Source organism: Dyadobacter sp. (genome assembly GCF_017744695.1).
Lineage (GTDB): Bacteria > Bacteroidota > Bacteroidia > Cytophagales > Spirosomataceae > Dyadobacter.
Genome location: NZ_JAGIAS010000003.1, coordinates 816,062 through 828,652 on the forward strand (window position 1 = coordinate 816,062; position 12,591 = coordinate 828,652).

Consider the following 12,591-nt stretch of genomic DNA (forward strand, 5'->3'; position numbering starts at 1 on the left):
TATTCGTTAAAATGCTAGACGTACACCTGCGCTGACAACTCTTGATTGCGGATAGTACTGACCACTGTTGGTAGTCGCTTCCGGATCCCAAACCTTGATTTTGTCGAAAGTCAACAGGTTCAATCCGTTCACATAGATTCTCAGGTTGCTCAAACCGATTTTTGAACCGATTTCCGATGGCAGGTTATACCCCAGTTCGATGTTTTTCAAACGCAGGTAGTTGTTGCTTTTCAGGAAGTAGTTGTTGATACCAGCCTGGCCTGTGTTGGTGTAGTAACGGTTGTTACGGTTGGTCAGACGTGGGTATTTGTCGGTCGGGTTGTCGATCGTCCAGCGGTGATCGAAGTCGTATTTCAGGTAGTTACCAATGTCACCGGATTCCGTCAGACCCACCAGTTGCAGACCACCCATAGCGCCCTGGAACAACATAGCCAGGTCGAACTGCTTGTAGCCGAGGTTGATCGAAGCACCGCCGGTGAACCATGGACGTTGTACTTTTTCGGAACGGATACGGTCGTCTCCATTGATTTTGCCGTCACCATTCACATCCTTGAACTTCATGTCACCCGGGCGAAGGTTACCTGTGATCGGGCTGTAATCCAGCTTGTTGGCATCGATTTCCTCCTGGCTCTTGAATGCACCGTCGAATTGGTACACAAGGAATGAGTTGTAAGGCATACCGGTAGTTCTCTGATAAGAAGGAGCACCCGGTGTTTCATCCCAGAACTTGATTTTGTTTTTAGCATAACCACCGTTCACGCTCACAGAGTAAGTAAAGTCTCCAGCATTGCCATCGTAGCTCACTTTGAACTCCCATCCTTTGTTTTGCAGCTTACCTAAGTTTTGAGGCGGAAGCTTGCCGTCGATACCTGCTGATGATGGAGTAGAACCTGTTTTCGGGATCAGGATTTTCGAACGGTTGTTTACGAAGTAGTCAAATTCGAATGACAGCTTGTCGTTCAGCAAGGTACCTTCGATACCAATGTTGGAGTTGTTGGCAACCTCCCAGGTAAAGGTAGGGTTAGCAACGCGGCTTTCGAGCAAAGTTTTGGCAACCTGGTCACCGATAATGTAGCTACCGAAGCCCATTGTGGATAGGTATTGGTATTCTGCCAATGTTTCTGTTCCGAGGAAGTAAGGCTCAGCCCCCATTTGTCCCCATGAACCGCGCAGTTTCACGTTGTTCACGTAGCGGGAAATGCCGTTTTTCCAGAAACCTTCCTCCGAAATACGCCATCCTGCAGATACCCCCGGGAAGAAACCTGAGCGACCTTGTGGCGGGAACACCCATGAATAATCTTTACGCCAAAGGAATTCAGCAAGGTATTTCTCTTTGTAGTTATAACCTGCACGGCCGTAGTAGCTCAAACGTGCTCTTTTGAAAAGATCGAAGTTGCTGATGTCCTGTTCGGCAGTACCACCCGCGAACAGCTGGTCAACAACCGGCGAGATGAAGTAACGGCGGAATGCATAGAAACCATCTCCATCCACTTTCTCACGCTGGATACCACCCATGACATTGAAGTTGTGACCATCGATGGATTTTTCGTAAGACACCTGGCCGGTCAGCTGAATGGACAATTCTTGTGAAGAGCTTTCTCTCAGACGCGGATCTTTGAAAGTCGAACGAACGGTTCCGGTCAGGAATGGCGTTTTACCATCTGCTTCGTAAGTCTTTTTGTCCCAGAAATAAAGGGTCCACGGAGTTTCGAAGTTTTTCTGACGGCGCATTTGCTTATCGATCGCAGCCATTGCATTCACTTTCAATCCCGGCACGCCTGGGATCAGGATTTCCAGACCTCCATTGGTTTGGACGTAATCTCTCTTGTCGTTGTTATAACCGGTTGTATTGGTAGTGATAACCGCAGGATTCTGACCGTTCTCGATATCGGGCCCGGGACGTCCGTCCGGCCAGATAGCGATTTCAGTCGGTTTACCGCGCATCAACATACGGAAGATAGCGCCTGCGCTGTTACCACCGCTGGGGAAGTGGCGGAACTCTTCGCGGAGCGTAAGACCGAGGTTTGCCGTTACATATTTGTTGATTTTTGTATCGAGGTTGATACGCATATCATATTGCTTGTAACCCGTTGCTGAGTTTACATAGTAACCGTCCTGATTGATGTGGCCGATCGAAGCAAGGTATTTCACGTTTTCGCTACCACCTGTCAATTGCAGGTTGTGGCGTTGCTGCGGAGCCCATTTGCGGATTACCGAGCCGTACCAGTCGGTGTTCGGGTGCAGGAAAGGGTCGGAACCATCACGGAATTTCTTCATATCATCCGGAGTAAACACTGCGTTGACCACGTTTCCGTTGTCAGGTCTGGTGTACGAACCGTTGGTGTTGAAACCCTGCAATGCACCTTGCCACTGTCCTACCGGCAGGTTGTCATAGATTTGCAATTCGTTACGGATTGTAGCGTACTCAGCTGCATTCGACATTTCCGGCGTACGCGTAGGTTGCGACACACCCAGGTTCATGTCATAAGAAAGTTGTGGCTTGCCCGTTTTACCGCGTTTGGTCGTGATAAGAATTACCCCGTTACCTGCGCGTGAGCCGTAGATCGCCGCTGCCGCATCTTTCAGTACCGAAATACTCTCGATATCGGCAGGGTTGATACGGTCGAGACCACCGGAACGGTTAGGAACACCGTCCACAACGATCAGCGCATTGCTGTTACCCAATGAGTTGGTACCGCGGATACGGATCGCAGAGCCGTCGTAACCGGGCTCACCGCTGGATTGTACCGCAGAAATACCAGGCAAACGTCCGCCCAGTGTGTTGGAAAGGTTGGCAGCCGGTGCTTTCTGAAGTTCTGTACCTTTTACAGCGGTCACCGAGCCGGTCAGGGTCGCCTTTTTAGCGGTACCATAACCTACCACGACTACTTCCTCCAAAGCTTTTGTATCAGCCAGTAGGATCACATCGACAATGCTTTTGCCGCCTACGGGGATCTCCTTCGTGAGGTAACCGATGAACGAGAACACGAGCGTGCCGTTTTTCTCGGCATTCACGGTGTAAAGTCCTTCATTGTCGGTCACTGTACCCGCGGTGGTTCCCTTCACGACAACGCTCACACCAGGCAGCGGCTGTCCCTGTTCGTCTTTGATCTTACCCTTGATGGTATTCTGGGCGAATGCACCCACGACCGTCACCAGGGCCAGACAAAGAGAAAAAACACTTCGTGATACAGCACGAGGCGTCCATCCAGTAGAAAATCTCATAGATTAATAGTTAGATTAAAAAATGTTGTAGTAAGAATGTTTGCTTAACCGTATAAGCACGGAACGTAGCGTCAGACGGTGATTTCCATTCCGAAAATCTGCCGTAGCGAGTCAGAAAAATTGTAGCCAGGAGAATTTTTACATACAGTAATTTTAGTGATTAGGGTGAGTAATTTCATCGATCAGAGTTCAGGACATCAAACAGTGTATATCATACACAATCTTATATGGATACTCCTGTTGTTTGTAGAAGAAGTACCATTGGATTTTATATACTCGTTTGATTGTACAAAAAGATATCAATTTTTTAACAAAAAAAAGGTTTCCCGATTAATGAATATGCATTCTTAAAAAATAACAATAAATAGTAGTACCAATCGAACAATTTTTATGAATTAGTTATATATAAGTTACAATAAATCACTCTTTTGTACATTATTATCTCCGAATTCCCATTTCTTGCTATATTCGTAGACGTTTCATTTACAAATTTCCCACCGATATCGAATGAAGTTCCCTTTACTCTCCCTCCTGCTTGTTGGCTTCTTATGCGGGTGTAAAAAACAGTCTTCGCCCACCGAGTATAACGCGAAAGCAGCCGATCCGCAGCTTTTCCATGAGACAGCGACGCATCTTACCGACGTGATTATTCACGATATATTCAAACCGCCCGTCGCAAGCCGCATATATGGCTATTCATTCCTTGCGGCATATGAAGCCCTTTCTCCGGGGAACAAAGACTACCAATCACTTGGAAATCAATTAATTAAATTCAACACCCCGCCCAAACCGGATACCACATTGGCCTATTGCTTTCCGCTGGCCAGTATCAAGGCATTTACTGTGGTGGGCCGGACGCTTACTTTCTCGGGCAATATGTGGGATGACTATGAAAAGGGCCTTTTCAAAAAATTTCAGGAAATGGGGATTCCCGAGGACGTATATGAACGCTCTATCGCATACGGTGATACGGTAGCGAAACATGTACTGACATATTCGGCCAAAGATCATTATAAAGAGATACGCGGTTACCGCTATACGGTGACCAATAAACCTGGCACATGGGTACCTACTCCACCCGCCTACGCAGACGCGTGCGAGCCGATGTGGAACACCGTCAGGACGTTCGCACTTGATTCTGTAACCCAGTTTCGCTGCCCGCCACCCGCACCTTACGACCTTGCCAAAAACAGCAAGTTCATGCAGCTCGCCATGGAAGTTTATAACACCGGCAACAACCTTACCGAAAAACAGAAAGAGACGGCGTATTTCTGGGACGACAACGCATTCGTAACCAATGTGGTGGGACATGCCATGTTTGCCAATAAAAAAATGACACCCGCAGGTCACTGGATGGCTATCGTGAGAACGGTGGCCACGGACAAAAAGCTGGACCTGATGCAATCGGTAGAGGCATATACGCTGGGAGCGCTTTCAATTTACGACGCATTCATCGCCTGCTGGGACGAGAAGTACCGCACAGTCCGCATCCGCCCCGAAACGGTAATCAACAGCAACTGGGACCCCAACTGGCGGCCATTCCTCGAAACGCCCGCATTCCCTGAATACGTCAGCGGGCACAGTTCGATTTCGGCAGCCTGCGGCGTCGTGCTCACGCATTTGGTGGGAGATAATGTAGCATTCACCGATACTACCGAGAAAAAATACGGGCACGGTGTAAAATCCTTCAAGTCATTTGAAGAAGCTTACTGGGATGCATCCATCAGCAGGGTCTACGGCGGTATCCACTACCGCGACGGCGTGGAGGAAGGAACACATCTGGGCCAGAAAATAGGGGAAAACATATGGCAAAGAGCGGTAACGCGCCGGAACCGGAACATTCTCGCTCAAAGCACTAAGCCCTAGGCATGCACATGATCGGCATTGTAATGCAGCCCGATGTTCTCGCGTCGGGCCATTGCCATTTTAATGACCAGGTACGACACCGAAATCATATTCCTCAGCTCGCATATAGCCACCGATACTTTTGATTCGCGGTACAGTTGCTCGTGTTCCTGATGCAGGAGTTCGAGGCGGTCGTAAGCGCGTTTGAGACGGCGGTCGGTGCGCACGATGCCCACGTAGTTGGACATGATACTGTTGAGCTCGCGGGTCATCTCGGTTACCAACACCTGCTCTTCAGGGTGCGTGGTGCCCGAATCATCCCACTCGGGGATATGCTGAGGTACAACCGCATTTTCGAAATTGGCAATCGTACTTTCATATGCCCGGTGTCCGAAAACGACGGCTTCCAGCAGGGAGTTGGATGCCAAACGATTGGAGCCGTGCAATCCCGTGCAGGAGCACTCTCCTACCGCGTACAGAAATTCAATGTTGGTCTTGCCCCATTCATTCACGCGCACACCCCCGCACATGTAATGCTGCGCAGGCACGACGGGAATCATATCTTTCCGCACATCGATGCCCTGTTTCAGGCAATATTCGGTGATGTTCGGGAAATGTTCGAGAAACTTGTCATAATCGCAATGCCGGACGTCGAGATAGACGTGGTCGACCCCGTTTTTCTTCATTTCGGAGTCAATAGCCCTCGCTACAATGTCGCGGGGCGCCAGCGAAAGGCGGCTGTCATAGTTTTCCATGAAAGTACTGCCGTCCGCCCTTTTTAATACACCTCCAAAACCGCGAACGGCTTCTGAAATCAGGAAGGATGGTTTCTCGCCGGGCTTGTAAAAGCTCGTGGGGTGGAATTGGATGAATTCCATATTATCGCAGATACCTTTCGCACGGTAGGCCATCGCAATACCATCGCCGGTTGCGATAGTGGGGTTGGTAGTACTTTGGTAAATATTACCAATGCCGCCGGTTGCGAGCAACGTCGTTTTGGCCAGAAACTTCTCCACTTCCCCCGTCTGTCGGTTCAGGACATAGGAGCCGAAACATTTGATATCTTCCCGGTAGCGATACACCGTTTCACCCAGATGGTGCTGGGTGATCAGTTCTACCGCGTAGTAATGGGTAAAAATCTGGATGCTTTTGTGCCGGTTTACCTCTTCCAGCAAAGCCCGCTCGATTTCCGCCCCGGTAATGTCTTTGAAATGCAGAATGCGGTGGTCGGAATGCCCGCCTTCCTTCGCGAGATCGTATTCTCCTCCCTTTTCCTTATCAAAGCGTGTCCCGTAATCGATCAATTCCTGAATACGCTCAGGCGCTTCCCGGACGACGATTTCAACGATATGCCTTTTATTGACCTCATCCCCCGCATCCATCGTGTCCTGAATATGCTTTTCAAACGAATCGGACTCCGCCCAGACAACCGCAATGCCACCCTGGGCATATTTGGTGTTGGTTTCATCAGCCTGCACCTTGGTGATGACGGCGATGGACACTTCCTGTTTCAATTCATCGAAATGGCGGGCTAATTTGGCTGCATAGCTAAGTCCGGCGATTCCCGAACCGATAATCAGAAAATCAAATTGGGGCATAATTTCAGGAATAGGGTTAAATCGGGTGTCAGATGCCTTTGCTCAGTTCCAGCATGCGTGCTACGGAATCGTAAGCTTTCAGGCGGATGTCCTCGGGTACAAAAATCTCGGGCTGCTCATAAAGAAGCGCGTTGTAGACCTTTTCGAGGGTATTCATTTTCATATAAGGGCATTCCGAACAAGCACACGTATTGTTGTCGGATCCCGGCGCCGGGATCAGCTTCTTATCCGGTACCGATTGTTTCATTTTATGCAAAATGCCTGCCTCGGTAGCAACGATAAATTTGTCGTGACTCGATTCTTTTACAAATTTCAAAAGGCCGGTCGTCGAGCTGACGAAATCCGCCTGTTTCAGGATATCCTCCTTGCATTCCGGGTGGGCGATCAGCAATGCATCCGGGTTTTCAGCGCGAAGCTGCGCGAGTTTCTCTCTTGAAATATCAATATGTACAATGCAGGCACCATCCCAAAGCACCATGTCCCGGCCGGTTTTGTGCGCTACGTAACGGCCCAGGTTCGCATCCGGTGCGAAAATAATCTTCTGGTCTTTCGGCAAGCTTTCCACGATCTGCAATGCATTCGAAGAAGTACAAACGATATCGGTCAGCGCCTTTATCTCCGCCGAGCAGTTGATGTAGCTGATCACGATATGGTCAGGATATTGTGCTTTGAACGCGGCAAACTTATCCGCCGGTGCGGAATCCGCCAGCGAGCAACCCGCATTCAGGTCGGGGATCACTACTTTTTTATTCGGGCTGAGAATTTTGGCCGTTTCGCCCATGAAGTGCACGCCGCAAAAAACGATCATGTCCGCATCGGTAGCGGCGGCCTGTTGCGAAAGACCCAGGCTGTCGCCGATGTAGTCGGCCAGGTCCTGGATTTCCCCGTCCACGTAATAATGCGCGAGAATGACCGCGTTCTTTTCCTTTTTCAGGCGGTTGATCTCCGCCACCAGATCGATATCTTCCGCGATCGCCTCCGTCACATAACCGTAGCGGTTAACCTGCGCTTCAATTGTAGTCATTATGGTGAATAATTGGCTTTTATTTAACACTAAAATCCATGCCGAATTTACGATATTAAACCAATGAAAAGCAAAGAAAGTGCGACGGCTACATTAAAACAAAAGCCGCCGGGAACGGTCCCGACGGCTTTTTGATGCTTGTATGAATGATAGTCCTACAATATCCAGCGGAAAAAAGCGTACAGCGTTCCTGCCAGCAACATGGTGACAGGCAATGTCAAAACCCACGCAATCACGATGTTACGGATCGTGCCACCTTGCAGGTTTTTCACCCCTTTGCTGGCTACCATTGAACCCGCAATACCGGATGAAAGTACGTGCGTGGTACTTACCGGAAGGCCCAGGTAAGACGACACCCCGATGGTACTCGCCGCCACTAACTCAGCGGAAGCACCCTGTGCGTAAGTTAAATGCTGCTTTCCGATCTTCTCCCCAATTGTTACCACAATCCGCTTCCAGCCTACCATTGTTCCAAGGCCGAGAGAAAGTGAAATCATGAGGATAACCCAGTCCGGCGCGTAGTCGGTGTATCTTCTGATGCCGTGCTCGCTGCCCGATTGTTTTTTCAGGAATGCGAGGTCGGTTGCATTCAGATTAGCCTGGCCGTTGTCGAGGATCGTCTTGATATTACGGCTCACCAGCAACAACGAACGACGTGCCTCCATACGGAGCTCTTTCGGCAGGCGGTGCTCAGGCAACGGGCTGTTGATCTGCGCCTGCAAATGGGTCAGTTCGGCTTTAATCGTATACAAATGTGCGCGGTCGGAGATCGACAGGCGGGATGAATCGATGCTGTTCACGGCCCGCTCGATACCCACAAGGTCGGTTTTCATTTCGACCGGGTCTTTGGAATTATCCAATGCAAAATGCGCAGGTACAATACCGATCAGGATGAGCATCACAAGCCCCACTCCTTTCTGCCCATCATTGGAACCGTGGAAGAAGCTTACCAATGTACAGGTAGTGATCAGAATGGCGCGGATCCAGATAGGCGGCGCTTCGTTTTTCTTAGGCTCGCTGAAAACAATCTCGCGGAGCGGCTTGGACAACGATCTTCTCAGAATAAACATAATAATGATCGCGAGCGCAAAACCGAAAATCGGCGAGGTCAGCAACGACATGAACAACTCTTGTGCTTTCGACCAGTTCACGCCGGTTCCCTGTGTATTTTCAGGCATTAATGTAAATGCAAGACCCACGCCGAGGATCGAACCGATGAGCGTGTGCGAGCTGGAACTCGGCAAACCGAAATACCAGGTCCCCAGGTTCCAGATGATGGCGCTGAAAAGTAGTGCGAAGACCATCGCGGCACTGTGGTAGACGTTCTGGTCGATCAGCAATTCCACCGGAAGCAGGTTCACAATCCCCATGGCCACGGCGATACCGCCAAAGAATACGCCACAGAAATTCATGAAACCCGACCATATTACCGCCACATTCGGTTTCAGGGAGTTGGTATAAATAACCGTCGCTACCGCGTTGGCGGTATCGTGGAAACCATTGACAAACTCGAACGCGCAGGCCGCTAAAATACTAAAAGCGAGGAGGAGAAAAATGTCGGTTTCAAGACCAAACATAAAAGAAGTTGATAGGTTGAATTATTGACGCAAAACTACTTATAAACGGCCGACCCAATGTTAAGAAATTGTTAAGTCAGGTTAATCTCAGTTTGTTTCTTTGTTAGCCAGCTGCCCGCAAGCGGCATCGATATCTTTCCCCCTGCTCCTTCTCACATGTACCGAAACGCCCCTGTCTTCCAGGAAAGCGGCAAACTTATCCAACCGGTCGGCTTCCGTATTTTTAAAATCAGCCTCGGCGATCGGGTTATATTCAATGATGTTCACACGTGCTGGAACACGCTTGCAAAACTCCCAAAGCTCTTTGGCATCCTGCAAAGTATCGTTGAAATTGTTGAAAACAATGTACTCGAAGGTAATGCGGTTGCCGGTTTTCTTATAAAAATAATTCAATGCTTCGGCCAGGTTGTCGAGCGAGTTCGATTCATTGATCGGCATGATCTGGTTACGCTTTTCATCATTCGCCGCGTGCAGCGACAATGCGAGGCGAAATCGTACCTCGTCATCTGCCAGCTTCGTGATCATCTTGGCAATGCCGGCCGTAGAAACGGTAATGCGTTTGGGTGACATATTGAGCCCTTCCGGTGAGGTAATATATTCAATCGATTTGAGCACGTTGGCATAATTCAGCAACGGCTCACCCATTCCCATATATACAATGTTGGTGAGCGGCGCGTTGAATGTGCTTTCGGCCTGGCGGGCGATTGCTACTACCTGGTCGTAAATTTCGCCGGCTTCGAGGTTGCGTTTCCGGTCCATGTAGCCTGTCGCGCAGAACTTGCACGTGAGCGAGCACCCTACCTGGCTGCTCACACATGCGGTCATGCGGTCGGTGGCGGGGATGAGCACGCCCTCGACAAGGTTACCATCAAAAAGTTTGAATGCGGATTTGATCGTGCCGTCGTTGCTGTGCTGCTTCTTGGCAACATCCAGCGAATGGATCACGAAATACTCGTTCATCAACTGGCGCGTGGCGAGCGAGAGGTTGGTCATTTCGTCGAATGAATGGGCTGATTTTTTCCAGATCCATTCATATATCTGTTTTGCCCTGAAAGCCTTCTCTCCGTGTTCGGTCATCCAGGTTTTGATCTGGTCGACATTGAGTTTACGGATGTCCTGCTTTTGCTGTATCGTGGTCATTTTCTGCTATAATCTGTCAAACACACAGGGCATTCAACTGTAAATTTTCTGCAAAGGTACTGAAAGTCAATAACGAATGCTTAACCGAGCCGGAAAATTGAAAGTTCAATCTTCGAGGTAATCGCGTTTCCATTCGCGGATAATGTCGGTTCCTTTGGGCATCAGCGACAATCCTTTGGTGATCACCGTAGGCGCTACCGGCACTACGAGCGGATACAAATAAGTATCATCCGTGCGGTGCGCGGGGATCTTCACACCAATCGCGTCCACGAGCCAGAAAAACACGCTGATACCGAAAACCCACGTAAAAACGCCCACCATCGCCCCGGCAAAACTGTCGAACGTACCGAGAATAGAGTACCGCAGCGACCGCCGGATGGTGTAGCCGAATTGATTCAATAAAAAAATAGTAGGAAAGAAAATCGCCGAAAAACCCACATAAGGCAGGATTTTCCGCGCGACACCTTCACTGAAATAGGGCGTGAGGACCTCCATCCCCAAGCCCAAAAATTTGAAACCCAAAACCATGGCTACTACCATGCCCAGAATCCCGATGATCTCGATCAGCAGGCCTTTGCGGTAACCATGTAATGCGCCCCATAGCAGGGGAAGAAGGATGAGAACATCCAGTAATTTCATGCGAGCAATCCCTTAACCAGCGCAGAAACGACGCGGCCCTCGGCCTGTCCGGCCAGTTCCTTGGTGGCTACGCCCATTACTTTGCCCATATCCGAAGGCCCGGAAGCGCCTACGCGTGCGATGATTTCCTGCAACTTGGCTTTCACCTCGTCCTCGCTCAATTGCTTCGGCAGGAACTGCTCAATAACCGCCAGCTCTGCTTCTTCTTTTTCCAGAAGGTCGGCGCGGCCTTGCGTTTTGTAAATATCGGCCGACTCGCGGCGTTGCTTTGCCGCCTTGGTAAGCAGTTTCAATTCATCCTCCGCAGAAAGTTCTCCGCTGGCGCCGCCCTTGGTTTCCTCCAACAAAATCAACGACTTAATGGCGCGCAATGCACGCAATGTATCCTGATCTTTGGCACGCATCGCGTCTTTGATACCGGATTCTACTTGTGTTTTTAGTGACATGGTAATGTTGAATGATTGAATGAGTGAATGAGTGAATGATTGAATGAGTGAATGTCAGAATTTTGACCGCGTCGCCGGAGCGATGAGTGAATGTTTGTTCTGTGAAAGTCAGGTATTGTCAATCGGTCATTTATTGTTTGAAAATTGATTTGGGCTAAAAATTAGCTTTGAAAGTGTTTTTAAGCACTCAAATGCTAAATTTGTGTCAGGCTGGCAAAGTTAGCAATTCACTTGAAAACTCGGTTCCCACCCGCCATCATTCACTCATTCACTCATTCACACATTCACTCATTACCACACACTCCCATTCAATCATTCAATCATTCAGTCATTCAATCATTCCAAACATGACCCGTCTTAGCGTCAACATCAACAAGATCGCCACCCTTCGTAACTCTCGTGGCGGTGACAATCCCAATGTATTGAAAGTGGCGCTGGACTGCGAGCGGTTCGGGGCACAGGGCATTACCGTACACCCCCGGCCCGACGAACGGCATATCCGTTACCAGGATGTATACGACCTCCGTGAGTTCGTTACGACCGAGTTTAATATCGAAGGCAACCCGTCGGAAAAGAAATTTGTGGAGCTGGTACTCGCCAGTAAGCCCGACCAGGTAACGCTCGTACCGGATGCATTGGGCGCGATCACTTCCAACGCAGGCTGGGATACGATTACCCACCGTGCACAACTCACCGATCTTGTAGGCACTTTCAAATCAGCCGGAATCCGGGTTTCTGTCTTCGTAGATCCGGATGAGGACATGGTGGAAGGTGCCAAAATCTGCGGCGCCGACCGTGTGGAACTCTACACCGAGCCATTTGCAGCCGGTTATTTTGAAAACCGTCAGAAAGCGGTTCTCCCATTCATCAAAGCTGCTGAAAAGGCCCGGGAAGTCGGCCTTGGCCTGAATGCGGGCCACGACCTCAGCCTCGATAACCTGCATTTCCTGAAACAAAGCATCCCATGGCTGGATGAAGTGTCCATCGGCCACGCATTGATTTGCGATGCATTATATATAGGATTGGAGAATACGATCCAAATGTATCTGCGGGAGTTGGAGTTGTAATGCGTAGCTGGCGCGGACGTCTACGTTCGC

The 12,591-nt window shown here is 49.6% G+C and carries 9 protein-coding genes; 2 read left to right on the plus strand and 7 right to left on the minus strand.

Going from position 1 to position 12,591, the window contains the following annotated elements; translation table 11 throughout:
• Positions 1-6: 6 nt before the first annotated feature.
• Positions 7-3,225, minus strand: a complete 3,219-nt coding sequence (locus tag J7619_RS15435) for a TonB-dependent receptor (protein ID WP_291199992.1) — start codon at positions 3,223-3,225, stop codon at positions 7-9.
• A gap of 507 nt (positions 3,226-3,732) precedes the next feature.
• Here J7619_RS15435 and J7619_RS15440 point away from each other — a divergent pair.
• The gene (locus tag J7619_RS15440; RefSeq protein WP_291199994.1) at positions 3,733-5,091 is read left to right on the plus strand and encodes a vanadium-dependent haloperoxidase; all 1,359 of its coding nucleotides are present in this window, start codon (positions 3,733-3,735) and stop codon (positions 5,089-5,091) included.
• Here the strand turns inward: J7619_RS15440 and nadB are convergent.
• From nadB to J7619_RS15470, 6 genes are all read right to left on the minus strand, one after another.
• Positions 5,088-6,668 carry an L-aspartate oxidase gene (gene nadB / locus J7619_RS15445; RefSeq protein WP_291199997.1) on the minus strand — a complete coding sequence of 527 codons (1,581 nt, stop codon included), beginning with the start codon at positions 6,666-6,668 and terminating at the stop codon, positions 5,088-5,090. The two genes, J7619_RS15440 and nadB, sit on opposite strands and share 4 nt — an antisense overlap.
• Positions 6,669-6,696: 28 nt before the next feature.
• Positions 6,697-7,692: a quinolinate synthase NadA gene (nadA, locus tag J7619_RS15450; protein WP_223402658.1), complete on the minus strand. Its 996-nt coding sequence runs from the start codon at positions 7,690-7,692 to the stop codon at positions 6,697-6,699.
• A 155-nt stretch (positions 7,693-7,847) separates the two neighbouring features.
• On the minus strand, positions 7,848-9,269 hold the full coding sequence (locus J7619_RS15455; protein ID WP_291200000.1) for an inorganic phosphate transporter: 1,422 nt from the start codon (positions 9,267-9,269) through the stop codon (positions 7,848-7,850).
• 87 nt (positions 9,270-9,356) lie between these two features.
• Complete coding sequence (gene rlmN / locus J7619_RS15460) at positions 9,357-10,409, minus strand: 23S rRNA (adenine(2503)-C(2))-methyltransferase RlmN (RefSeq protein ID WP_291200003.1); 1,053 nt, start codon at positions 10,407-10,409, stop codon at positions 9,357-9,359.
• Between the two features lie 105 nt (positions 10,410-10,514).
• A complete protein-coding gene (locus tag J7619_RS15465; RefSeq protein WP_291200004.1) occupies positions 10,515-11,048 on the minus strand; it encodes a CvpA family protein in 534 nt (177 codons plus the stop codon).
• The gene (locus tag J7619_RS15470) at positions 11,045-11,494 is read right to left on the minus strand and encodes a GatB/YqeY domain-containing protein (protein ID WP_291200007.1); all 450 of its coding nucleotides are present in this window, start codon (positions 11,492-11,494) and stop codon (positions 11,045-11,047) included. The genes J7619_RS15465 and J7619_RS15470 overlap by 4 nt, the downstream gene beginning before the upstream one ends.
• Before the next feature lie 347 nt (positions 11,495-11,841).
• Here J7619_RS15470 and J7619_RS15475 point away from each other — a divergent pair, with 347 nt between their 5' ends.
• Positions 11,842-12,561, plus strand: a complete 720-nt coding sequence (locus J7619_RS15475) for a pyridoxine 5'-phosphate synthase (RefSeq protein WP_291200010.1) — start codon at positions 11,842-11,844, stop codon at positions 12,559-12,561.
• Positions 12,562-12,591 lie beyond the last annotated feature (30 nt).

Bases quoted from the DNA above. Each gene is read 5' to 3' on its own strand.
- J7619_RS15440 (WP_291199994.1), top strand. From the start codon at position 3,733: ATGAAGTTCCCTTTACTCTCCCTCCTGCTTGTTGGCTTCTTATGCGGG.
- J7619_RS15475 (WP_291200010.1), top strand. From the start codon at position 11,842: ATGACCCGTCTTAGCGTCAACATCAACAAGATCGCCACCCTTCGTAAC.
- rlmN (WP_291200003.1), bottom strand. From the start codon at position 10,409: ATGACCACGATACAGCAAAAGCAGGACATCCGTAAACTCAATGTCGAC.
- nadB (WP_291199997.1), bottom strand. From the start codon at position 6,668: ATGCCCCAATTTGATTTTCTGATTATCGGTTCGGGAATCGCCGGACTT.
- J7619_RS15435 (WP_291199992.1), bottom strand. From the start codon at position 3,225: ATGAGATTTTCTACTGGATGGACGCCTCGTGCTGTATCACGAAGTGTT.
- J7619_RS15455 (WP_291200000.1), bottom strand. From the start codon at position 9,269: ATGTTTGGTCTTGAAACCGACATTTTTCTCCTCCTCGCTTTTAGTATT.
- J7619_RS15470 (WP_291200007.1), bottom strand. From the start codon at position 11,494: ATGTCACTAAAAACACAAGTAGAATCCGGTATCAAAGACGCGATGCGT.
- J7619_RS15465 (WP_291200004.1), bottom strand. From the start codon at position 11,048: ATGAAATTACTGGATGTTCTCATCCTTCTTCCCCTGCTATGGGGCGCA.
- nadA (WP_223402658.1), bottom strand. From the start codon at position 7,692: ATGACTACAATTGAAGCGCAGGTTAACCGCTACGGTTATGTGACGGAG.